Origin of the sequence: Paenibacillus sp. FSL R7-0179 (genome assembly GCF_038002265.1) — a bacterium.
Classification (GTDB): Bacteria; Bacillota; Bacilli; order Paenibacillales; family Paenibacillaceae; genus Paenibacillus_AQ.
Genome location: NZ_JBBOCC010000002.1, coordinates 1,000,432 through 1,023,729, shown reverse-complemented (window position 1 = coordinate 1,023,729; position 23,298 = coordinate 1,000,432). Strand labels below are relative to the sequence as shown.

At 54.0% G+C, this 23,298-nt stretch carries 16 protein-coding genes; 2 read left to right on the top strand and 14 right to left on the bottom strand.

Annotated features, from left to right (window positions below; genetic code table 11):
- The first annotated feature begins 279 nt into the window (after positions 1 to 279).
- Positions 280 to 1,884 carry a sensor domain-containing diguanylate cyclase gene (locus MKX63_RS21030; protein ID WP_341019795.1) on the top strand — a complete coding sequence of 535 codons (1,605 nt, stop codon included), beginning with the start codon at positions 280 to 282 and terminating at the stop codon, positions 1,882 to 1,884.
- A gap of 230 nt (positions 1,885 to 2,114) precedes the next feature.
- On the opposite strand, the gene pulA is transcribed toward MKX63_RS21030, so the two are convergent.
- From pulA to MKX63_RS20960, 14 genes are all read right to left on the bottom strand, one after another.
- Positions 2,115 to 4,514: a type I pullulanase gene (gene pulA, locus MKX63_RS21025; protein WP_341019793.1), complete on the bottom strand. Its 2,400-nt coding sequence runs from the start codon at positions 4,512 to 4,514 to the stop codon at positions 2,115 to 2,117.
- Positions 4,515 to 4,841: 327 nt separating this feature from the next.
- Positions 4,842 to 6,086, bottom strand: a complete 1,245-nt coding sequence (locus MKX63_RS21020; protein ID WP_341019792.1) for an MFS transporter — start codon at positions 6,084 to 6,086, stop codon at positions 4,842 to 4,844.
- Between the two features lie 160 nt (positions 6,087 to 6,246).
- Positions 6,247 to 7,959, bottom strand: coding sequence for a phosphoenolpyruvate--protein phosphotransferase (gene ptsP, locus MKX63_RS21015; protein ID WP_341019790.1), 1,713 nt, complete (start codon positions 7,957 to 7,959; stop codon positions 6,247 to 6,249).
- Positions 7,952 to 8,227 carry an HPr family phosphocarrier protein gene (locus MKX63_RS21010; RefSeq protein WP_036696683.1) on the bottom strand — a complete coding sequence of 92 codons (276 nt, stop codon included), beginning with the start codon at positions 8,225 to 8,227 and terminating at the stop codon, positions 7,952 to 7,954. Before MKX63_RS21010 ends, ptsP begins: the two co-directional genes overlap by 8 nt.
- Positions 8,228 to 8,327: 100 nt before the next feature.
- A complete protein-coding gene (ptsG, locus tag MKX63_RS21005; protein WP_341019789.1) occupies positions 8,328 to 10,385 on the bottom strand; it encodes a glucose-specific PTS transporter subunit IIBC in 2,058 nt (685 codons plus the stop codon).
- A gap of 239 nt (positions 10,386 to 10,624) precedes the next feature.
- A complete protein-coding gene (gene glcT / locus MKX63_RS21000) occupies positions 10,625 to 11,500 on the bottom strand; it encodes a glucose PTS transporter transcription antiterminator GlcT (RefSeq protein ID WP_341019788.1) in 876 nt (291 codons plus the stop codon).
- Between the two features lie 148 nt (positions 11,501 to 11,648).
- Complete coding sequence (locus tag MKX63_RS20995) at positions 11,649 to 13,268, bottom strand: hypothetical protein (protein WP_341019785.1); 1,620 nt, start codon at positions 13,266 to 13,268, stop codon at positions 11,649 to 11,651.
- Positions 13,261 to 13,968: an ABC transporter ATP-binding protein gene (locus MKX63_RS20990; protein WP_341019784.1), complete on the bottom strand. Its 708-nt coding sequence runs from the start codon at positions 13,966 to 13,968 to the stop codon at positions 13,261 to 13,263. The genes MKX63_RS20995 and MKX63_RS20990 overlap by 8 nt, the downstream gene beginning before the upstream one ends.
- 111 nt (positions 13,969 to 14,079) lie before the next feature.
- A complete protein-coding gene (locus MKX63_RS20985) occupies positions 14,080 to 15,663 on the bottom strand; it encodes a flotillin family protein (protein ID WP_341023169.1) in 1,584 nt (527 codons plus the stop codon).
- Positions 15,663 to 16,199, bottom strand: a complete 537-nt coding sequence (locus tag MKX63_RS20980; protein ID WP_341019783.1) for a protease — start codon at positions 16,197 to 16,199, stop codon at positions 15,663 to 15,665. The genes MKX63_RS20985 and MKX63_RS20980 overlap by 1 nt, the downstream gene beginning before the upstream one ends.
- A 178-nt stretch (positions 16,200 to 16,377) precedes the next feature.
- The gene (locus MKX63_RS20975) at positions 16,378 to 17,541 is read right to left on the bottom strand and encodes an iron-containing alcohol dehydrogenase (RefSeq protein ID WP_341019782.1); all 1,164 of its coding nucleotides are present in this window, start codon (positions 17,539 to 17,541) and stop codon (positions 16,378 to 16,380) included.
- A gap of 164 nt (positions 17,542 to 17,705) precedes the next feature.
- Positions 17,706 to 19,289: a UDP-glucose--hexose-1-phosphate uridylyltransferase gene (locus MKX63_RS20970; RefSeq protein WP_341019781.1), complete on the bottom strand. Its 1,584-nt coding sequence runs from the start codon at positions 19,287 to 19,289 to the stop codon at positions 17,706 to 17,708.
- Positions 19,290 to 19,370: 81 nt separating this feature from the next.
- Entirely contained in the window at positions 19,371 to 20,357 is a 987-nt protein-coding gene (galE, locus tag MKX63_RS20965; protein WP_341019779.1) for a UDP-glucose 4-epimerase GalE, read from the bottom strand.
- A 1-nt stretch (position 20,358) separates the two neighbouring features.
- On the bottom strand, positions 20,359 to 21,537 hold the full coding sequence (locus MKX63_RS20960) for a galactokinase (protein WP_036696660.1): 1,179 nt from the start codon (positions 21,535 to 21,537) through the stop codon (positions 20,359 to 20,361).
- 235 nt (positions 21,538 to 21,772) lie between these two features.
- On the opposite strand from MKX63_RS20960, the gene MKX63_RS20955 reads away from it, so the two are divergent.
- Positions 21,773 to 22,630 (top strand): AraC family transcriptional regulator, encoded by an 858-nt coding sequence (locus MKX63_RS20955; protein WP_341019778.1) that lies wholly within the window; start codon positions 21,773 to 21,775, stop codon positions 22,628 to 22,630.
- Positions 22,631 to 23,298 lie beyond the last annotated feature (668 nt).

Genomic DNA, 23,298 nt, shown 5'->3' with positions numbered 1-23,298 from the left:
TTACGGCCTGTGCATCCGCAGTGGAGGCTGACGGGGCTTATTATTTTTTCAGCGATTGCTCTGCTTAAGGGATGTCCTATATACTGGTGAAAAGAAACCGCGATCTAACCGGAAGTTATTCTGTCTATTGCCTCTTTCTTCCCCTGCTCTCTAGGACTCGCTAACGTATACTCTCTTACATGCCTGCATGAAGCCATATTCCGCATAAGGATAAGTTTCGCATGCACCAAAGCTACACCCATGAGATTTGCAAAAGTTCTGTGCGGGGAGAGGATGACAGTGGCCGTTTTTTCGGAAAACACAAGTACACGCAGACTGATTATATTATTCACGTCCATCACCGTTCTTCTGGTTGGGATCAGTGTGGCCTCCCTGCTGATTCTGAATCATACGATGAACAAATTATCCGATTCCTTATACAGTGATGTCTACCAGAATTCCGAGCTCATTCTGAATGCCGACCGCGATCTGTATCAGGCAGCCCTAGCGCTTCAGACCACAGTCGGCGGGACGCTGACCAGTGCGCAGCGCAGTACACTGTCGCAGGAATTCGAGGACAATAATGCCCAGGCGCTGCAGCGTGTCAATACCGCCCGCTACAATCTGGATGCGGTGAAGAGCCCGTTCAATGGAATGAAGCAGAGCGAGCTGCTGCTGGACGAGCTGAGGAATGAGCTGGATCACTTCGGAACTACGCTTACCGCATGGAGAGATAACGGCCGTGAGCTGATCTCGCAGCGGGTTCAGAGCAGCTGGAATCCTGCTTCCTATTCTTCCCTCGCCATACATACGGAGCTGAATGAAGTACGTGAAGGTCTGAATCAGGCAGAGGACAAGATTGATACCTATGCAAGCCAGGTAATGACAGAGTTCAATAATCTCAAAAGCTCCCTGTTCGCCGTCTACTCCGTATTCCTGTTCCTGCTTGTTCTGGTTATCATCTATCTCAGCCGCAGGCTGATCTCCCTGCAGAACGAAATGCAGGACGAGCAATCGCTCTACCAGCTGATTGGTGAGACGATGTCCGACTTCATTGTGCTGACAGATCCGAACGGTCTGATCCTGTATGCCTCGCCTTCCCATGCAGCTGCACTGGGCTATGTGCCAAGCAAAGGAGCACCGCTCTCCAACTATATCCGTGAAGCCGAGATCTCCTGGGCCAAGCTCAAGAGCGTGGTGCAGTCTTCACCGAGAATATCCGAGCTGCGCATGCGTTCGGCCGAAGGTCATTGGGTATGGCTGGAGACCAAGGTTACCCCGATTGCGGGCAGCCGTAATTTCCCGGCACAGTTCATGCTGGTCTCGCGTGAGATTACCCAGCGCAAGCAATATGAGGAGCGGCTGCACAAGCTGGCCTTCTATGATCATCTGACGGCGATTCCCAACCGTGCCCATTTCAAAATGTACATGGAGAACCTGATCAACCAGCCCGAGGACCGCCGGCAGGAAATCGCTGTGGCGCTGCTGGACTGCGACCGGTTCAAGCAGTTGAATGATACGCTCGGCCATCTGGCCGGAGATGAATTCCTGCAGCTGCTCTCCCGGGAGCTGCAGCAGACTGTGAAGGGCTCCGGCCAGGCCTTCCGGATCGGCGGGGATGAATTCGCCGTGGTGCTGCACCGGTTCAGCAGCCCGCAAATGCTGGACGAGCTGCTGAACCGTCTGCTCCAGCTGTTCAACAAATCCTGGTCCGTCAACCAGGGCTCCAGCTTCCACACCTCTGCCAGCATTGGCGTGGCTCTGTACCCGCAGCACGGCAGCAGCATCAATGAGCTGCTCCGTGCCGCCGATCTTGCGATGTACCGCTCCAAGAACCATGGCGGCAATGAGGCTAACCTGTACAGTGAGCATGTGGATAAGAAGTACAGTGATCAACGGAACTAGCACCAGCAGATGTTAAATCCCTATAGCAGGGCTACTTTAATGTACAAAATCATCCCCTACGGGTGAAGGATGCTGATGCCTTCTCTCACCAGCCGCTTGTATAGAGAATTTGTTGCATTTCTTGCAGGATTTCTCTATAAATAGAAGAAAATCATAATTTCTTAAACAGCCAAAAAGAGCTGATTAGCCCCCTCCCCCAGGGGATGGAGCTAATCAGCTCTTATACTACTTCAGCTGGTCTGGTGCAGCGGATCAGCCAGCTCTGTCCTATGCTCTGGACTACGCTCCCGGACGGTCACCTTGATGACCTGCTCCCCGCTGCCCGAGCAGTCGATGAAGCGGTCAGCGGTGCCGTCCTTCTCCTCCCAGTCATTCAGCCGGAGGATGTAGCCTACCCTTGAGGTCCCCGGCAGCACTTCAATCCGTGCTACGGCATGCCCCTCCTCCATGTGCTGGAAGTCCCGTTGCCCATCCTGAATGCCTGTACCCCACACCCAGAGATTCCAGCCCCGGTAATCGCCGTCCGGGCGGTCATAATGAACTTCTACAATCTTCGATCTCGGCTCAGGCTCCCCGTATTTATCATAGAGTACCATCATCGACAGTCCTGCGACCTCTATACTGCCGTTATCCGTCTGCCGGAAGGCCTCCGGTCCGGCATGGGTATGATCAACTACGATGTTCCAGCAGCCGGAGGTCTCCGGGAGGCACTGGGTGACCGGTTCCATATTGGCATTATAGATCACCACGATATTATTCCATGTATCTCCGCCAGCGTGATCCTTCAGTCTGTAAGCAACGACTCCGCTGTCACAGCGCAGGAACTCCAGACTGCGTTCAATCTCCTGACGCCCGTGCAGGCGGAAGGCCGGATGTGTCCGGCGCAGCTCAATCAGACCTTTGTAATATTGAAAGACTGCAATGAATTTGCTCTTGTTCTCCCAGCGGATCGCATTGATGCAGTCCGGGCTGCGGTAGCTGTTATGATCTCCGTATTTGCTGCGGAGCAGCTCATCCCCGGCATGGAGGAACGGAATTCCCTGCGAGGTCAGAATGATTCCGTTAGCCAGCAACGAACGGCGTACCGTCTCATTATCCAGCACATTCTCGGGATCTACTCCCACATACGGATTCGCCTGCTCTACTGCGGCCTTGAGATCCCCGCCGCCCCGCAGCTTGCCGCCTTCAAGCTCCGGCAGTCCGGCTTCCCCGCGCAGTCCCCGGGTAGCCAGAATTTTGTCCCACAGGTTGAGATTATCATGTGCGGTTACATAGTTCACGGTCTCTGTGGGCGCATCGGTGAATTCATGAATCGCCCCGCTCACCCCGGACGCGATCGCGCCTTCTTTGCCGTATTCCCCGGTCACGAAGCCTTTGCCCCAGCCGTCACTGTCTCCCTTGATGGCCGCGCGGAAGTTGTCGTTGAAGACAGCGTAGCCTTTGCCGCGCTGCACGCCCTTCAGCGTCTTGGCGGCAAGCGGCGAGTCGCCGCCTGTCCACGGCTCACCATAGATCAGCAGCGCCGGATTAATCTCCAGCCGCAGCTCCTCGGTAATCTCGCGCATGGTCACGCTGTCCATCAGCCCCATCAGATCGAAACGGAACCCGTCAATATGGTACTCCTTAGCCCAGTAGGACAGGGAATCCTTGATATACTTGCGGACCATCGGCCGTTCTGTAGCCAGCTCATTGCCGACGCCTGAGCCGTTAGAGAGCCGGCCGCTCTGATCATGACGGTAGTAGTAGTCCGGCACCAGCGGCTGGAAGGGTCCCTTCTGGAAGCCATAGGTATGATTGTAGACTACATCCATAATCACCGAGATACCGCGGCTGTGCAGTGCCTGGACTAGCTCCTTGAATTCCCGGATACGGCTAAGGGGGTTAGCCGGGTCTGTGCTATAGGAGCCTTCCGGCACATTATAGTGCTGGGGATCGTAGCCCCAGTTATAGTCTGTGAAGATGGAGGACGCAGGCTCTTCCCCTGGCTTGCCCAGCTCATCTACCGTCTGGTAGTCGAACACCGGCAGCAGATGAACATGCGTGATGCCCAGCTCAGCCAGATGATCAATGCCCAGCAGATGACCTGCCTCATCCCGCAGGCCGGTCTCGGTGAAGGCCTTGAATTTCCCCTTATACGTCAGACAGGAGCCAGGGTCTGATGAGAAATCACGGACATGCAGCTCATAGATTACAGCATCTGCCGGATGCGGCAGCACCGGAGAAGCATCGTTCTCCCAGCCGTCCGGGTTTGTCTCGGATAAATCCACGATGGCTGTCCGCGTTCCATTGGCCGACACAGCTACTGCATAAGGATCGGCCGCTTCATTAATCGACCCGTCGGCAAATACGGCGCGGTACATATAATATTTTCCCTTGAGGTTACCGGGAACCTGGATCGTCCACACCCCGCCCTCAGCGCGCTCCATACTGAGAATTTTGCCGCTGTCCTTGAAATCAGCGGTCTGCGGAGTCAGCCCGTTTCCGCCTGTTGCATATAATACGAGCGACACTGTGAAGGCTGTTGGCGCCCAGACTTTGAATACACAATATTCCGCTGTGTAGGTCAACCCGAGGTCATTGCCTTGATAGGTATCGATTTCTTGTTCTGCTTGTATATATTTGCTGCTCATTGTTATTCACCATCCCTACGCTCATCCGTAATACTTCCGGATAACTATCATTCTATTACTATCAAGCTATGTCCACATTCTCCTTAACTAATACTTTGTACTTGCACAGCTCTGCAAGCGGATGACGCCGGAATTGCTACATAGGGTTCTTTATATAATATGTAACAGTATGTTCACAGGTCTGGGTTAAGGGTGAATTGTGTCACCGGATATATCCTATATCGGCATGGATAGCCGGGGATTTAAGCTATTTAAATTATAGGTGCTAGTTAACCGAAAGTATACTTGTCCAGCGGCTCCTTGACAATTGTAAAATAATCCAAAACATCAGGACCGCTTCCGCAGCACCCTGCCGTATAACGCAATGACAGGTACCAGTAGGAAGCCCGCCGACAGCAGCGAAGCTCTGATAGAGATCCGGCTGCCGATATACCCTACAACCGGACCGCCTGCGCTCTGGCCCAGGGCATCGGACTGGCTGATCATCGACAAGAGCGTAGCCCGGTTCCGGGATGGCAGCTTCGTGTTCAGCCAGGTGGTATAGATCGGGTCGCTGACCGAACCGACCACCCCCAGGAGCAGTACTGCCCCGATAGCCCAGTAGAAATTAGGCGCAAGTGCCACCATGATAAAGCAGCCGGCACGGACGGATGTCAGAAGGAACAACGCGGCCGCTACTTGACGTTCCTTATGCAAATTAATGACTTTCCCGGCTATGTACACAGCCAGCACACCCAGCAGAGTAGTCGCCGCACTGATCAGCCCAAAGCCAGCCGCCATTGAGATACCAGTCTCCGGGAACCCGACCTCATTCATAAGAAAGACTGGCCACAGACGGTCATATCCTTCAGACGCAGCACCGCTAAATAAAGTTACAACCGTCAGCAGCAGGAGCAGCGGATGATGCCTCAGGATAGAGGCGCCGCTGACCCAGGTCTTGCCCATCTCACGGATAGCGGAGGAGTGCGGCTCACGCTTCCGGCGTACGAACCCCGTCTCCTTCATGTACCGGATCAAGATGAACCCCAGGACGAAATAGATGACTCCACCCGCCAGAAAAGGAAGATTAGACGCAACATGGGATAATCCTACGCTGACCGCAATGCCCAGCAGGGAAGCGCTTAAGCCGAATATTTTGGAGCGCATGAAGATTCTTCCCGTCTGCTCTTCACCAAGCTCGTCCACGATCCATGCGGTATCCGCTCCGCTCAGGAAGGTCCAGCCGATCCCGTACAGCATCTGGGAGATCAGCAGCCAGCCGAAGGCAGGCAACAGAGAAGCCGGGTGCATGATCCAGACAATGCTCCCTTCCAGGACAAAAGCACTCCCCACAACGAACACAGCAATGATGACGGACAGCTTGCGGCTATAGGTATCAGCGACCACTCCGGTAATCCCCTCGAACACAAGCACCGTTATCTCCAGCACCGTTCCAATCAGCACCAGCTGAAGCGGATTCAGCTTAAGGTCAACTACATAATAAATACTGTAGGTTGTAAATATCGTACTGGCCGCAAGCGACAACATAAACACATGGAACAAATAAATCTGTGAAGCACCGAATCTCTGCAAAATGGTTCCACCCTCCGAAAGTAATGGACTCATTATATAAAATAACGCCCGGGCGGGCGGTTCCAGATTTGCTGAAATTCAAATCACATCACGAAAAAAAGGCCCCCTGTAAAGGGGGCCGGAAAGTAGTTGGAGTTATAACCAATGCTTGAGTAAAGAATTAATTCACGCGCGATTGCACCAGTGCTGCTACTTCCTCGGCTGTGCCGAGCTGCAGGGCCTGGGCAGCCATTTCCTTCATGTCGGCCGCAGACAGCTTCGAGATCTGGCTGCGTGCCGGCAGAATGGAGGTGGCACTCATGCTGAATTCATCGAGCCCAAGACCGAGCAGGAGAGGAATAGCCGTGGCATCCCCCGCCATTTCTCCGCACATCCCGGTCCATTTGCCTTCGGCGTGTGCAGCATCGATGACGATTTTGACCAGCCGCAGAATCGCCGGGTTGTATGGCTGATACAGGTAGGATACCTGTTCATTCATACGGTCCGCAGCCATTGTATATTGGATAAGGTCGTTGGTTCCGATACTGAAGAAATCCACTTCCTTGGCGAACTGATCCGCCAGAACTGCCGTTGAAGGAATCTCTACCATGATGCCCAGCTGGATGCTGTCCGATACTTCTTTGCCTTCTTCACGCAGCTTGGCCTTCTCTTCCAGCAACAAATCACGGGCTGCACGGAATTCACCAAGTGTAGCGATCATCGGGAACATAATACGCAGGTCGCCGTGGGCACTTGCTCTGAGCAAGGCACGCAGCTGGGTGCGGAAGATATCCTGACGGTCGAGACAGAGGCGGATCGCACGGTAGCCGAGGAACGGGTTCATTTCCTTCGGCAGCTCCAGATAAGGCAGCTCCTTATCTCCGCCGATATCCAGCGTACGCACTACAACCGGCTTGCCTTGCATATTCTCAAGCACGGTCTTGTAAGCATTATACTGGATCTCTTCGGAAGGCAGCTTATCGCGGCCCATATAGAGGAACTCAGTGCGGTACAGACCTACACCTTCGCCGCCGTTCTCAATAACGCCAGTCACATCATTCGGAGTCCCGATGTTGGCTGCCAGCTCTACATGCTTGCCGTCGGCAGATACCGTCGGCTCGTCGCGGAGCTTTTTCCATTCAGCAATCTGAAGATCGTAAGCTTCCTGCTTCGCTCTATACTCGGCAACCTCAGCTTCCGAAGGGTTGATCAGCACATCGCCGCTCAGACCATCCACGATGACCAGATCGCCTGCTTTAACCAGCGACATCACATTCTTCGTTCCCACAACCGCCGGAATCTCCAGAGAACGGGCCATAATGGCCGAATGGGAAGTCCGTCCGCCAATGTTGGTGGTGAAGCCTTTGACGAAGTTGCGGTTCAGCTGTGCTGTATCCGATGGGGTCAGATCCAGGGCAATAACGATAACCTCTTCACTAATCTCAGCCGGGCTCACATAGTGAATGCCAAGCAGGTGGTTCAGCACACGTTTGGTTACGTCACGCATATCCGCTGCACGTTCCTGCAGGTATGCGCTCTTCATGTTCTGGAACATTTCCACGAATTGATTAGCTACTTCATTCAGCGCGTAGTCCGCATTTACCGATTCCTCACGGATTTTGTCCATTACAGGGGTAATGAGCTCAGGGTCATCAAGGATCAGCAGATGGGATTCGAAAATCTCCGCCTTCTTCTCGCCAAGCTCAGCCAAGGTACGCTCTTTGATGGTCTGAAGTTCGCCTCTGGATTTGTCCAGGGCATCCTGCAGCTTCGCAAGCTCAGCGTCCACATCTGTGACCGCTGTTTTGGTAATGGTATAGTCCGGGTGTTCCAGGATAAAGGCACGGGCTACTGCAATACCTGCGGAAGCCGCGATTCCTGAAATCTTATTCATGAACTTCTCCCAGCCCTTCTTTAACCATAACCTCCTGCAGCGCGTTCAGTGCTTCTGCTTCTTCACTGCCTTCAGTAATAAGGGTCAGGGTATCTCCTGCTTCAAGGCCCAGGGACAGAACGCCCAGGATGGATTTAAGGGTAACTTTTTTGCCTTTAGCTTCTGCAAAAGCTTCAGTGCCTTTGAATTTTGTAGCTGTATTTACCAGCGCTGTTGCCGGGCGTGCGTGAATTCCGTCTTCGTCAATAATTCTGAAAGTTGTTTGCATAATATAATCCAACTCGCTTTCTGTTAATTTGGGATGGTGAATTATAGTGAAGGCTTGCGCTCCCCTTCATTATAATGGAAGCGCTTCGCCATTGCACATTTTACTGAATGGTGATGATATCCTTGTCGCCGATGACAACTCTGCCCGGCTTTTTCAAGGTCACGGAGGAGCCTTCCGGCAGGTTGGAGAAAATAACTGGAGAGATGACAGAAGGTGCATTCGCCTTCACATACTCCAGATCCACTTCCATAATCGGCTGTCCGGCAGCTACCAGATCGCCTTCCTCCACCAGAACCGTGAAGCCCTGGCCCTTAAGCTTAACGGTGTTGACCCCGATATGCACAAGGACTTCCTTGCCGCCGTCTGACATGATGCCAATGGCATGCTTACTTGGGAACACGTTGAATACCTTGCCGTATACCGGCGAAGCAATCTTACCGTCCTCTGAGAGGAAGGCGAAGCCGTCACCGGTCATTTTCTGGGAGAAGACCGCATCGGGAACCTCTGTAATATCCATCAGCTCGCCGTTTACCGGGGATACGATATCCTCAGGGATAATAGCATCACCCTGCTCGCCGGCCTGTTGTTCAAGCTCCGGCTTCGGAGCCGCAGGGGCTGCAGCCGGTGTTCTTCCGTTCATGACATCCTGAATCTGTGACTTGATCGTGTCCGAACGTGTGCCGAAGATCGCTTGTACGTTGTTACCCACTTCAAGAACACCAGAAGCACCAAGCTTCTTCAGACGGTTCTTGTCTACGCCTGCTTTGTCCTTCACTTCAACCCGCAGACGCGTGATGCAAGCATCCAGATGGGTGATGTTCTCTTTGCCGCCCAGGGCGGACAGAATATTGCGCGGAAGATCGTCGCCAGTCTTGGACACACTCTCCAAGCTTGCTTCATCCTCATCCTCGGAGGCATCCTCACGGCCAGGCGTCTTCAGGTTGAACTTACGGATGACGAAGCGGAACCCGAAGTAATAAATTACGGCCAATACCAGACCTACCGGGATAACCAGCCACCAGGCGGTACGGTTCGGAATGACGCCGAACAGCACATAGTCGATGAACCCGCCGGAGAAGGTCATACCGATTTTGACATTCAAGAGATGCATGGTCATGAAGGAGAGTCCTGCGAATACAGCATGGACGGCGAACAGCAGCGGAGCCACGAACAGGAAGGAGAATTCCAGCGGCTCGGTGATCCCCGTCAGGAACGAGGTCAGCGCAGCTGAGATCATCAAGCTTCCGACAATCCGTCTGTTCTCAGGCTTCGACTCATGGTAGATTGCAAGAGCCGCTGCCGGAAGGCCGAACATCATGAACGGATATTTACCGGTTGTAAATGTACCCGCTGTGAACTCTACGCCGTCACGAAGCTGCTGCATGAAGATCCGCTGGTCACCGCGGACCAGATCGCCTGCCTTGTCAATATAGCTTCCGAATTCATACCAGAACGGTGAATAGAAGATATGGTGCAGGCCGAACGGAATCAGAGAACGCTCGATGACCCCGAAGATAAAGGCCGACAGCGTCAGGTTGGTATTAATCATACTCTGTGACACATAGTTCAGACCGTGCTGGATCGGCGGCCACACAATCGTGAGCGCAAGACCAAGGATCAGAGAGGTCACTGCCGTCATAATCGGTACGAACCGTTTACCCGCGAAGAAGCCTAAGTACGACGGCAATTCTATACGGAAGAACCTTTTGTACATCGACGCAGCCAGTATCCCGACCAGGATACCACCGAACACCCCAGTCTGCAAGGTAGGTATCCCCAGCACGCTGGAATACGAGAAATCCTTCCAGGTCAGCACATAAGCATTAACACCTACTACCGTACCCATGGTTACGTTCATTACCAGGAAGCCGATAATCGCTGCAAGCCCGGCTACACCTTCTCCTCCGGCCAGCCCGATGGCTACGCCGACTGCAAAGAGCAGAGAGAGGTTATCAAATACGATTTGCCCGGAGTTCATAAGTACGGTGGCTATCGCCTGAACAGTATGGTTCTCCAATGCAGGGACATATTGCAGGAAGTCCGGGTTAACCAGCATATTCCCGATTCCAAGCAGCAGGCCCGCCGCAGGCAGAATGGCAACCGGCAGCATAAGCGCCTTACCGACTCTCTGCAGAACGCCAAATAATTTTTTAAACATTCGGGTCACTTCCTAATCCTTAGTTTCTGTCAACAGAAGCCAAAAAAGGCATGAGCAATACAGTACGCAGATTGCCCGGCTAACGCTAACGTTAGAGTACCCCGAGATGGGGCTGGACAACCATAATACTGTAAATCACTCATGCCTGATCGTATCAGTTACACGTTTGTATTCTGCTTCTGTTTCATAACAGGGATCATTGTAGCATCATTGATTTGAAGTTGCAACCCCTAAAATCGCTAAAGGATCTCCGGCGGCTCCAGCTCAGCCTCATCTTCCTTCTTCTGGGCGATACGCTGCAGATGAATCGTCAGATAGCTGACCTCGGCCGGATATACCGGAATGCGCACCCGCTGCTCAATCACCTTCGTGAGCTTCCAGGCAAGCATGTACATCTCGGGGTACTCCCGCTTCATGAGTCCATCCAGGGACGAGGTCTCGCGCACAGTCTCTCCCCGGCGCAGACGTTCCAGAACGAACCGCAAATGGGTCACCAGCCTTGAATAATCCAGCGAATCCCGCGGAATGCGGTATTCCAGGTTATCCTCCACCAGCCCCACCATATCCCCGATCAGCTGGGAATGCTGCTTCACCTCGGAGATATGGCGGTTGCTAAGCGCACTGACAATATGCAGAGCCACGAAGCCGATCTCATCCGGCGGCAGCGTCACCTTCATCGCCTCATTGATCCGCTCCACCGCATATTCCGCCAGACTGTATTCGTCCGGATAAATCTCCCGGGTCTCGTACAGAAACGGATTATGAATAGCCATATGCTGCTCGCTTCTGCGGATCGCGAAGGAAATATGGTCGGTAAGAGCAATATGGATATGCTCATTCAGCGTCTGGCGGCTGCTCTGCATAATATGCAGCACAATCTCCTGGACCACCTCAATCAGCTTCTCGTCTACCTGCGGTACCAGCTGCTTGTATTGCTCCTGCTCCTCCTGGCTTCGCAGGATAAACATTTTCTCTACGGAGGACAGGTTGATCCGGTCCCGCGTTTTGCGGTTGAAGCCGATCCCCTTGCCGATCACCACAACCTCGGCATACTGGGGATGCTCGGCAATGATCACGTTATTATTAAGCACCTTGCCCACGGTAATGCTGCTCACTTGCGACACCTCTTTTACTTCTGAATCCTGATCTATTCCAGCAGCACGATACATGGTTCACTCGTGTGTGATTCGTTGCCTTAAGCTCCTATCATAACATCAAGAATCTCAAATTAGAAGTGTGCCGCAAGCCGCCCGCAGTCTCTCTTCATTTGACCCGAAACGTCCGGCCTGAGAACCTGTATACCATAATCAGCGCAGCCAGCATATACACCACAGCGGAGAGCGCTACGATCACGGCAAACATACCAGGCTCACTCTTGAACTGCATCGCGATGAATCCTACCCCGAGCACCACACTATTCACAATCGTGAAGAACGGATTTTTCACATTGAGCTCTGTGCTATAGGGCTGAAAGATATAGTACATGAACAGATGATGCACCGAGAAGAACAGGGACAGCGCCACAATCGTCACGCAAAAGAGTACAGCATCCCCCGCGCCCCAGCTCTCCGTTGACAGCAGCAGCAGCAGGTTCACCGCCAGGCAGATCGCGGCAGCCGGGATCAGATTAAGCATACTGATACGCAGCAGCCGGATGCGGAAGTTGCTTAGAATCGCCGATTGTTCACGGTAGAATCCGTAGCGCAGCAGGCTGAGATCACAGTTGTAGAACATCGCCTTGCAGAGGCGTTCGCCAATGGAGGTATAGTTCATGATGATCAGGAAGGTCGGCAATGCGGTGATCAGATAATGAGTCAGCTTGGTAAAAGCGTTCTGGGACAACAGCATCGTCAGCAACGCTGCTACAAAGAGCGAGCCAATGATCACCAGCCTGCGCACTATCGGACTGGTGATCAGCCGCCGGTGACGCGAGAAAAAGATTGCATTCAGGTAGGCGTACCCGCTTTTCCCCTCGAACTGGCCATGATTCAGTTGTTCTGCCGAGTAGTGTTGATCTTGGGTAGCCACATCCTTCACCCTTGCTTCTTTCATCATCCGGCCCATGTCGAGCAGCGGATCATCGATTTTGGTGACGGCATCGACGGCATTCGTATAGTCCTTATAACGGGCGATATAGACCGCGCTTAAGGTCCCCAGCACCAATACGCTTAGTACCACAGGCAGATTGAACAGCATTCGGCTCTCTACTACCGCAAACCCCGGGAGCAGCGGAAGATAGGCCAGCAGATAGCCAGCGCCGATGGCAGTCCAGATCCAGCTTGTTTTTTTGACAATCACAATGCCGTAGCGGTCAAACACCCGCAGATGCAGCGCCTCGCAAGCCGTACGCCAGAACGTCAGCAGCAGTGTAAGAACCGCCCCATGCCACAGCGGAGCACCGAGAAGACTCCCGAAGACCAGCATCGCCGGAATATAAGTAACCAGAAAGCTGATCCCGCGCAGCGTAAGTGTGGTCCGCATATATCGCTCAGCCGGCAGCCTCATCAGCTTCACGAATATGTATTTATCCCGCTTCGGCTCCAGAATAACCGCGCTGGAAACCCCGGCGGTGAAGAAGCTAATACACAACAGCATCTGCAAATAGAGCTGGTATTGCACTGGCAGGGTTAAGGATATATCTTGTCCTATCAGCTTCACCGGAAGAAAGATCATTATGCCCAGATAAGCGAACTTCGTCACAAAGGCCATAAGGACCTTCAAAATATGCACGATAACAGATAGGGTCCGCTTCAGCGTGGTCTCCGAATAGACCGTGGCCGGGATCAGCTTGCCCAGCACCGGGAGCTTACGGATATAGAACATCAGCCGGTTGGCGCCCGACATCCCACGCACTTCCAGAATCGCCTTCAGCGTCCTAATCATGATCCTCATCCTTCAACAGCGCAATAATCTGCTCTTCAAATTCCGGACTGTGCAGGGTCTCCGCCGGAATCTCGCGCAGCGTGCCGTTATTCAGAATCACCAGCTCATCGCAGAGATCGGCCGCCAGCTGCAGAATATGCGTGGAGAAAATAATGATATGATCCCGCTTCATCTCCCGCAGCAGCTTCTTAATCTCCAGCGCCACTACCACGTCGAACGAGGTTAAAGGCTCATCGAGCAGGATCAGCGGGGGGCGGGAAATGATAAAGCACAGCATCTGAATTTTGTTCTTCATCCCGTGGGAGTAGCCCTTGATCAGACGGTGCCTGTCCGCCTCCTCGAAACGGATGATATCGAAATACTCCTCGATGGTCCGCTCCGCTTGTATCTTCCCCTTATTGATGTCCATGTAGAACTTCACAAACTCATAACCGGTCAGGAAGTCAGGCAGAATCGGCAAGGAGAATACGTAGCCGATCTCCTCCTCAAGCAGCGGAAGACTCACCTCATTTCTGCGCAGAAAAGCCCCTCCGCTATCCATTTGGATCTCCCCGCTCAGGCAGTTGAACAACGAGGTCTTTCCCGCGCCGTTGCGGCCTAGCAAGCCGTATATTTTGCCCTGCTCAAAGGTAAAGTCGATCCCCTTCAGCACCTCCCTGCCGTCAAAGCTCTTGCGTATATTATCCAGTATAAGCTCCATGCCTGTGCCTCCGTTTCAGCGCCAAAGATAAGGAATCTCTGCTGCGCAGCTCATTATAAAAAAGGTATGGCCGGCGGTTACTGCTGCCTGCCATACCTTGGTGACTTGCTCTTATCCTTCAGGGTGTTCTGAAGGTTCCGCCGGTTGCGCGGGAGTAACCGGCGCAGACGGGGCCGGTCTGGTTACCACAGTGGAGAGGGGTGCTGCTGTGTGTCTGACAGCATCCTTCTGTCCCGACTTGCCCGAAGTCAATCCTTTGATCAGGGACTCGACGTCAATGCCGGAGACGCTCTTCAGCATCTCAGGGGCTGTCGCCATCAGTTGGGTAACATAATTGCTGACCCGGGCGGCGCCTTCGCCGTTACCGGTATCTACAACGGTAAGCTTATCGATAGATGCCAGCGGCTCGGCGATCCGTCCTGCCAGATCCGGCAGCATTTTGACAATAATATCGAGTACGGCAGCTTCGCCGAATTTCTCGAAGGCTTCTGCCAGCTTCTGTTTGGCTTCCGCTTCGGCAAGACCCCGCAGGCGGATAACCTCTGCTTCCGCTTTACCCTTAGCCAGCTCAGCATCGGCAACCGCCTGACCTTCCAACCTTTTCTGCTCGGAAGTTGCCTGTGCCTGCTTCTCGATGCTATACTGCAGGGCGTCTGCTTCACGCATGCGCTTGGCCTTGTCGGCTTCCGCCGCCTGCTCCACTGCATAACGGTCTGCTTCCGCTTTCTTCTTCACTTCGGCGTCATACTGCTTCTCTCGTACCTGAATTTCCTTAGCCTGGATATCGATTTCGCGTTCCTTGCGGACCAGCTCAACCTTCATCTGCTCTTCCACCACAGTCTGCTTGGCACGCGCCTCCTGAATGTGGTACGCCTGGTCGGCTTCCGCCTTGGCAGTATCCTGGTCACGCTTGAACGCGGCGACCTTGAGCTGGTTCTCCTTCGAAGCTTCGGCAATGTTGGTATCACGCAGCAGCTCTGCCTTCTGCCCCTGTTCTTCGGCGTTGGCCTTCTGAATCCGCGCATCGCGGACAGCTTCCGCTTCGGCAATCTCCGCATCCCGCTTCACTGCGGCAATCCGCGGTTTACCCAGCGCTTCCAGGTATCCGTGCTTATCGCGTACATCCTTGATGGTGAACGAGACAATCTGGAGTCCCATCTTCTTAAGGTCACGGGCGGCCACGCCCTGAACCTCCTGGGCGAAACGGTCGCGGTTACGGTAGACCTCTTCTACGGTCATCGTACCGAGGATCGCCCGCAGATGTCCTTCCAGCACTTCCTGCGCTTCACTCTTCAGGGATTCAATCGGCTTGCCCATGAACTGCTCGGCGGCCGTTGCCACATCTTCCGTAGAGCTGCCTACCTTGATGATGGCGACCCCGTCGGCAATGACCGGCACGCCTTGCTCCGTATAGACCTCCGGGGTGGTCACATCGAGCTTATGGGAGAGCAGGGACATGAACTCCGCCTTCTGGAAGACGGGGAGAATGAACGCACCGCCGCCGCGGACGATTTTGATTTTGCGGCCGGAGCCGTCATCCGATATATGATTGTTGCCTAAGAAGGAACCGGTGACGATCATGCCTTCATCCGGGCCAACCGTCTTGTAACGGGCCCAGAAGGCGAGTCCGAGGACAAGCAGTACAGCGATTACTATCGCAGGTATAAATAGGGATTCTGGAATATTTTCTAGCATCATAAGTCCACTCCTTTTCTCTCTTCGAATTCAGACACAAGCGCTACACCTTCACGTACCTCAACTACAACAACCTTGATTCCAGCCGGCAGTGCACGCTGCTCGAAGCTGGCCGCCGTATGCAGGCTGTTGCCTGCACCGAACTTCACCATAATCTCACCGTAGCCTACGCCGGGGACCGGGACGGTAACCTCACCGATTCTCCCCGGCAGTTCACTCATGGAGAAGCCGTTCGACATCTCGCTGTTCCTCATGGGCTTCACGACAACCAAATGCATAACAACGCCCATGAATGCCGCAACCAGCAGGGACAAGGCAAGAATCACACCATCTTCCAGTCCGCTGTAGCGATTAAGCAGCATGCCTGCTCCGCCAAATACAGTGATTCCTCCTGCCAACAGGGTAGGATTCAGGAAATCAAAGGATACGATGTCAAAAATCCCGTCCAGTGCACTCCCAATCAGGTCGCCTACCACTACACTGACTACAGCAAAAAGAATGCCCAGCACCAAACAGCCCAAATACAGCGTTTGCATGTTAGTCTCCTCCCGTCATTACTTCCGGACTGTCATACTAGGTTAAACGCAACAAACCTGCCCTTGGTTTCACAAAGTTGGAGATTGCTCTCATTAATGTATGCCGGGAGCGGAAAAATTAACAGATAAAAGAAGCCGCCCCCATAAATGGAAGGCGGCTGTACTATCGAAGGCTAACTTACAAAGCCATCTTATAAATTTCAACAACATCCTGACGCTCCAGCTTGCGGAAGTTGCCGAACGGGCCGAAGCGGACCGCCTTGTCGGCCATACTGCCAATTTCGCTGTCGTCGATATCGTAATCACCGAGCGTCTTCGGAGCACCAATGGAATCCCAGAAGCTGCGGAGCGCTTCAATGCCTTCGAGGCCGGTCTGCTCATCGGTCTTGCCTGAAGGGTCGATACCGAACACGTTCACTGCCAGCTGGCGGAAGCGGGCAGGATTCGTGCTGAGGTTATATCTCATCCACTGCGGGAAGAGAATCGCCAGGCCACCGCCGTGGGGAATATCGTACACAGCGGATACGGCATGCTCAATGTTGTGCGTAGCCCAGTCACCGGCAAAGCCCATGCTGACCATTCCGTTCAGCGCCATCGTCCCGCAGTACATAATGGTCTCGCGCAGCTCGTAATTGTTCAGATCCTCAATCAGCTTAGGAGCCGTCTCAATCACGGTGCGAAGCAGACTCTCCAGGAAGCCGTCCTGCAAAGGCGTATTGCTGTCTGTATGGAAATAATGCTCCAGCGTATGGGACATGATGTCCACCATACCGTACACCGTCTGGTCGCGCGGCAGGGTGAAGGTGTTCTCCGGGTCAAGGATCGAGAAGGCCGGATAGGCATGGATGCTGCCCCAGCCCATTTTCTCCTGGGTCACTTCGTTGGTGATCACCGAGCCGTTGTTCATTTCCGAGCCGGTAGCTGCCATCGTCAGCACGGTTCCCAGCGGAAGCGCTCCTTGAGGAGCTGCCTTGCGTTCTACGAAGTCCCACATATCCCCTTCATATTTCGCTCCGACCGCCACAGCCTTGGCACAATCCAGCACGCTGCCGCCGCCGACGGCAAGAATCAGGTCAATGTGATGCTCACGGCACAACGCTACACCCTTATGTACCGTTGAGAGACGCGGATTCGGCTCCACTCCCGCAAGCTCGGTTACTACGGCACCAACCGCAGCCAGCTCGGCAATGACGTTATCGTACAGGCCGCTGCGTTTAATACTTCCGCCGCCGTACATCAGCAGTACGTTCTTACCGTATTTCGGCACCTCGGTACGGAGTGCCTGCAATGTCCCCTGTCCGAAAATAAGCTTGGTAGGGTTATAAAATTCAAACTTGCGCATATGGGTAAACCTCCATGAGTATGTGAATGTGAAGCACCTGTCTATTATAGTCCTCCTGCCTGGCGCATTCAAATCGAGGCGCATATCATCATTTCCCAATGAAAAATGCCCCCGCCGGATCCGGCAGGGACAGTACATTTTGCAAACATTACTTAAGTTCGGTCTCAGTTAAAGCCGCTGCTGTTCAGGAACCGGCGGAAGGCCGCCTGCCCTTCCGGCGTGCGTTTGTAGACTCCGGCATGCTCCAGAATGTGAGTGAACTTCGTACCCACCTCATTCTGGATGGTCTTCACCGCTGCTTCGCGGCTGAGGGAGGTGCCGAAGCGGCTTACCAGTTCGGTAATCCAGGCAGTGTGCAGCGCCAGCGGATGCTCCTGGCCCTGGCTCTGGACATCTCCGAGAAGCGCCGTGTCGCCCGCCAGTATGCCGGCGATGGCGTCAAGCTCTTCCTTGAGCCGTCCCGGCAGAATCGCCAGGCCCATCACCTCAATCAGGCCGATGTTCTCCTTCTTGATATGGTGCATCTCCCGGTGCGGGTGGAAAATCCCTTCGGGATATTCCTCGCTGGTCCGGTTGTTGCGCAGCACCAGATCCATCTCATAGCCGCCGTCCTCTGCGCGGCGCACGATAGGGGTAACAGTGTTATGCGGAACACTCTCGCCCTCCTCTTCACTGAACGCCAGCACGTCGGCAGCCGGATCGCTATACGTCTTCCAAGACTCGTAGATATGGTTGCCTGCCTCCAGCAGCACCGCCGGATCTTCTGCATGCATCCGCAGCACGGACATCGGCCACTTCACGGTGCTTAAGCTGACACCGGGATATGAGGCATGTGTGAAGGTATCCTCTTTGGGTGCCTTCTGGATAGGGAACGTATGCCGTCCGCCTTGGAAGTGGTCATGCGTCAGAATGGAGCCGCCGACAATCGGCAGGTCGGCATTCGAGCCGATGAAATAATGCGGGAAGGCTTCCGTGAAGCTAAGCAGACGCTTCAGCGTATCCTTCGTCAGCTTCATCGGCACATGATCGTGGTGGAACACGATGCAGTGCTCGTTATAGTAGACATAAGGCGAGTACTGGAAGAACCACTTCTCGCTGTTCATCGAGAGCGGGATCACGCGCAGGTTCTGACGCGGCGGGTGATTGACCCGGCCGGCATAGCCGACATTCTCGCGGCAGAGCTGGCACTTCGGATAGACCGGAGGCGGAAGCAGCCGGGCCATGGCGATTTCCTTCGGACTTTTCTCCGGCTTGGAGAGGTTGATCGTCATCTCAATATCCCCGTACGGTGACTCCTGGAGCCAATACACATTCTTCGCTACCCGGTCCATACGGATATAGTTGGAATCAATGCTCAGCTTATAAAAGCGGTCCGTTGCCGCCTGAATGCCCTGCTCCGCCCGGAGCGCGGCGAACTCCGCATTCACCTCGGACGGACGGGCCATGAGCAGGCCCATAATCTTCGCATCCAGCAGGTCGCGGTACGTATCCGTATTCTCCGGGATCAGCCCGAGACTGAACCCGTAATCAATCAGCTGGTCCAGCGGACTCTGCGGGCTGTCCAGCGGAGCTTCAGTGAACTCACCGGGATACGGCTCACTGAAGCCGAACTGGTCCAGGAGTTCATTGCGGCTGTAATCCACATCTGCGGGCTGGATCAGTCCCGTGTGTCCGGCAAACAGAACCAGCTGTTCAATGGCATACAGCGCCTTTTCAGCGGCAGCAGCCATACTATTATCGTTCTGCATTTCATTTCTCCTTCTATGGTGCCTTATGCGGCGCTCTGGCATTCTGTGTATTTCAGCTTCGGCAATAATCAGCTCCGCTGCTTACTCCCCATACCCTTGCGGATTAGCGGAGTGCCAGCTCCAGGCGCTCTGAATGATGTCTTCAAGGTCAGCATGCTGCGGGTCCCAGCCCAGAACCTTCCGGGCTTTGTCAGAAGAAGCGACGAGCACTGCCGGATCTCCCGCGCGGCGCTCCTGAACCACAACTGGAATGTCCAGGCCAGTCACCTTCTTCGCGGTCTCAATCACCTGCTTCACAGAGAAGCCCAGGCCGTTGCCAAGGTTGAAGATGTTGCTCGCACTGCCGCTGCGCAGATAAGTGACTGCACGGACATGCGCATCCGCCAGATCGCTGACATGGATGTAGTCGCGTACGCAGGTTCCGTCCTCTGTCGGGTAGTCTTCCCCGAACACTGCGATATTCTCGCGCTGCTTCAGTGCAGCCTGGAGCACCAGCGGAATCAGGTGGCTCTCCGGACGGTGGTCTTCACCGATTTTGCCGCTGGCGTGTGCGCCTGCTGCATTGAAGTAGCGTAGCGCTACGTATTTGATGCCGAGCACTTTGTCGAACCAGGCCATCATGCGTTCCATGGTCAGCTTGGTCTCGCCGTAGACATTCGCAGGCTCCGTGCGGTCGGTCTCTTCGATAGGCACCTTTTCCGGTTCGCCGTAGGTGGCGGCTGTGGAGGAGAAGACGATTTTATCCACACCGGCCTGCTGCATGGCTTCGAGAAGACACTGCGTTCCATAAACATTGTTGTCGTAGTATTTAACCGGGTCCTTCATGCTCTCGCCCACCAGGGAGCTGGCTGCGAAGTGAATTACCGCTTCGATCTCATTCTCGGAGAACAGCTTCGCCAGCAGCGCCTTGTCGCGCAGGTCGCCCTCATACAGCTTGCCGCCCAGTAGCGCCTCGCGGTGCCCTGTCAGCAGATTGTCAATCACCACAACCTCTTCCCCGCGGTCCAGCAGCTCTGCTACTGTGTGTGAACCGATGTATCCTGCGCCGCCCGTTACCAGAATCGCCATCTTATTTCACTCCTTTCAATTCTTCCACGCCGTTGCCGATGCCGCATACATAGAATTCGCCGGTCAGGCCGGTTCTGTTCTTGTAGGCTTCTCCAACTTCCGTGATGAACCGCTGCACATCATCCTCATGTACCAGCGATACTGTACATCCCCCGAATCCTGCGCCGGTCATCCGTGAGCCCAGTGTGCCCGGAATGCGCTGCGCTTCTTCCACCATCACGTCCAGCTCCTCGCAGCTGACTTCATAGAGGTCGCGGAGGGAGACATGGGAGTCATTCATGTACAGGCCGAACTGCTTCAGATCATTGTTCTTCAGCACCTCCACCGAGTCAAGCACACGCTGATTCTCCTCCACTACATGGCGGGCCCGGCGCTTTACAGTTTCATCCGTAATTTTGTCCTGCAGAAGCTCGAACTGCTCAGGCTTCACCTCAGCCAGATAGGACAGGGAGGGAACCTCCTGCTTCAGAATAGCGAGCGCCTCCTCACATTGGCTGCGGCGCTCATTATACTTCGAGTCCACCAGACCGCGCTTCTTGTTCGTGTTGCCGATGACCAGCTTATAGCTGCCCGTCACGAAAGGTACGAGGCTGTATTCCAGCGTATCGCACATGAGCAGGATGGCCTGGTCGCGCTTGCCGTTGGCCACAGCGAACTGGTCCATGATCCCGGAGTTCACGCCGACATACTGGTTCTCCGCGCGCTGGGACAGCAGGGCGATCTCCACCGTATCGGTGTCACCGCCAAGCAGCGTCAGGAAGGCGAAGCCGGTCACTACCTCGATCGAAGCGGAAGAGGACAAGCCCGAGCCGTTAGGAATCTCACCATGGAACAAAAGATCGTAGCCCCCGGATACCGGGTGACCCTTCTTAGCCAGCTCCACCATTACGCCGACCGGATAGTCCACCCATTCGCCGGTCTTGGCTGCGCCGATGTCGCTGAAGTCGATGGAAGCTTCATAAGGGAAATTCGTGGATGCGAATTGAACCTTGCCGTCTGTACGCGGGCGCACGATCAGGGTGGTTCCGAAGTCCAGGGCTGCCGGGAAAACATAACCTCCGTTGTAATCCAGATGCTCTCCAATCAGATTCACGCGGCCCGGTGCGTAGAATACCCGCGCGGCTTCCCCGCTCTCCCCGTACTTTTTGATAAATGTGCTGTTCAGTTCCTGTATGCTCATTATTGACACTCCATCCTTTCGCTGCTTGTGCTGGGACTGTGGATTATAGCTTGCGTCCTTCATGCTTACATTATAATAAAATCAGACTTGCCCTGATAATGCAATCATGTGTGCAATATATGGACAAATGTGACTTTCGTCTCTGAAGAGACTATACTCGGTAAGAAGAAAAGTGAACGGGCGCTCCCTATACACTTAGCTATGGAAGCGTTCTGCTCCAGAAAGGCGGCTTGCCGTGCAACATACCTATTCAGTAGGATCAAATCCTGTATATTACGATGAGCAGCTGCTGCATGTACTCTTTGCGGGAGAGAGCCAGACCCTCCCGCTGCATCAGGCGGGCCCCAAGATCTACGATTACTATCTGCTCCATTATATTGAATCAGGCTCCGGGGTCTTCCGGACAGAGCAGCACACGTATGAGCTGGGAGCCGGAGACTGCTTCCTGATCCACCCGGGCCAGCTGGTCAGCTACATCTCGGATCAGCAGGAGCCCTGGCGCTACCGCTGGGCTGCCTTCACCGGCGGGGATGCCGGACAGCTTGCGCAGCAGGCGGGCTTCACGCCGCTCGCCCCGGTGCTGTCTACCGCTGGCGGCAGCGTAATTCCCGGAGCGCTTGCCGGGATGATGTCCGCCTTCTATGCCAATAAGGAGAGCGCCGCCCTGACCTCTCTGGGATATCTATACCTCATCGCAGGGGAGGCAGCGGAGCTGCTGGTCTCCTCCACCCGGCTGCCGGGTGCGGAATCACAGATCAAGCGGACGGTGAAGCAGATGATTCACTACATGGCTTCTCAGTATGCCCATCCGGTCTCGATTGAACAGATGTGCGGCAGTCTGGGGTATAACCGCGCTTATCTCTCCCGCATCTTCAAGCAGGAGACGGGGCTCTCTCCGGTCACCTACCTGCTCAAGCTGCGGGTGGAGAAGTCGCGCCAGCTGCTGCGTGAACGCCCCGAGCTGTCCGTGGAGCAGGTAGCAGCATCAGTCGGACTGACCGATGCCCTGTATTTCTCCCGGCAGTTTAAGCGCTTCTACCGCCAATCTCCCACCGCTTACCGCCAGGCTACAGTGAACCCTGGGGAGAAATAGCCCTACTGACTAGTACAGCACATCAGATTTAATATGGTGAATATGACCATTACCGGACCTTAACGAGAAGCTGGAACGATAGTAACTGCATTTTGTACAATGGAATGCTGAAAAAAAGGCTTCGAAATAGTATCTATTGTATTCCGTACAATGGAATGTTGACAAAAGCCATTTTATCACCCAAAACACAACATTCTACTGTATGAAATACAATAGAATCTCATTTTATGGTCATCTACGCGTTTTCTATTGCAGGAAATACAATCCACTACTTGAATGTAAGAGCAGAAATCGGTAACGGGTGCTGGATCAAGGATCAGCCCAATATCGGTAAGGGATGAAGCTGCGTTCGTAGCGAAAAAACAGAGATAAGTTTATTCTGTGCAACTAGAAATAGTGAAACGGAAGTCCTTCTTCTTCTAATTGTAGTCTGTACAACTAAATCTGCCCCAAAGGGCGGAAACCAGGGAAAGCAGGGATTTTAATTGTACGAAATACAACTAGGGTGAGAAGAAGAAGTAAAACAGACGTTTTAGTTGTACAAAATACATTTAAACCTATCGCCGACGAGCAGGCAAGGTAATCGGGGCACTGCAAACCCACCGTAAGCGATTGACCAAAGCGATTTTCACTAATATAAAGCTGATGCTCTACTAAACCAACAGCCC

Excerpts from the sequence above, each read along its gene's own strand:
- pulA (WP_341019793.1), bottom strand. The coding sequence starts at position 4,514 with ATGAGCAGCAAATATATACAAGCAGAACAAGAAATCGATACCTATCAA.
- ptsP (WP_341019790.1), bottom strand. The coding sequence starts at position 7,959 with ATGAATAAGATTTCAGGAATCGCGGCTTCCGCAGGTATTGCAGTAGCC.
- MKX63_RS21010 (WP_036696683.1), bottom strand. The coding sequence starts at position 8,227 with ATGCAAACAACTTTCAGAATTATTGACGAAGACGGAATTCACGCACGC.
- ptsG (WP_341019789.1), bottom strand. The coding sequence starts at position 10,385 with ATGTTTAAAAAATTATTTGGCGTTCTGCAGAGAGTCGGTAAGGCGCTT.
- MKX63_RS20995 (WP_341019785.1), bottom strand. The coding sequence starts at position 13,268 with ATGATTAGGACGCTGAAGGCGATTCTGGAAGTGCGTGGGATGTCGGGC.
- MKX63_RS20990 (WP_341019784.1), bottom strand. The coding sequence starts at position 13,968 with ATGGAGCTTATACTGGATAATATACGCAAGAGCTTTGACGGCAGGGAG.
- MKX63_RS20985 (WP_341023169.1), bottom strand. The coding sequence starts at position 15,663 with ATGCTAGAAAATATTCCAGAATCCCTATTTATACCTGCGATAGTAATC.
- MKX63_RS20980 (WP_341019783.1), bottom strand. The coding sequence starts at position 16,199 with ATGCAAACGCTGTATTTGGGCTGTTTGGTGCTGGGCATTCTTTTTGCT.
- MKX63_RS20975 (WP_341019782.1), bottom strand. The coding sequence starts at position 17,541 with ATGCGCAAGTTTGAATTTTATAACCCTACCAAGCTTATTTTCGGACAG.
- MKX63_RS20970 (WP_341019781.1), bottom strand. The coding sequence starts at position 19,289 with ATGCAGAACGATAATAGTATGGCTGCTGCCGCTGAAAAGGCGCTGTAT.
- galE (WP_341019779.1), bottom strand. The coding sequence starts at position 20,357 with ATGGCGATTCTGGTAACGGGCGGCGCAGGATACATCGGTTCACACACA.
- MKX63_RS20960 (WP_036696660.1), bottom strand. The coding sequence starts at position 21,537 with ATGAGCATACAGGAACTGAACAGCACATTTATCAAAAAGTACGGGGAG.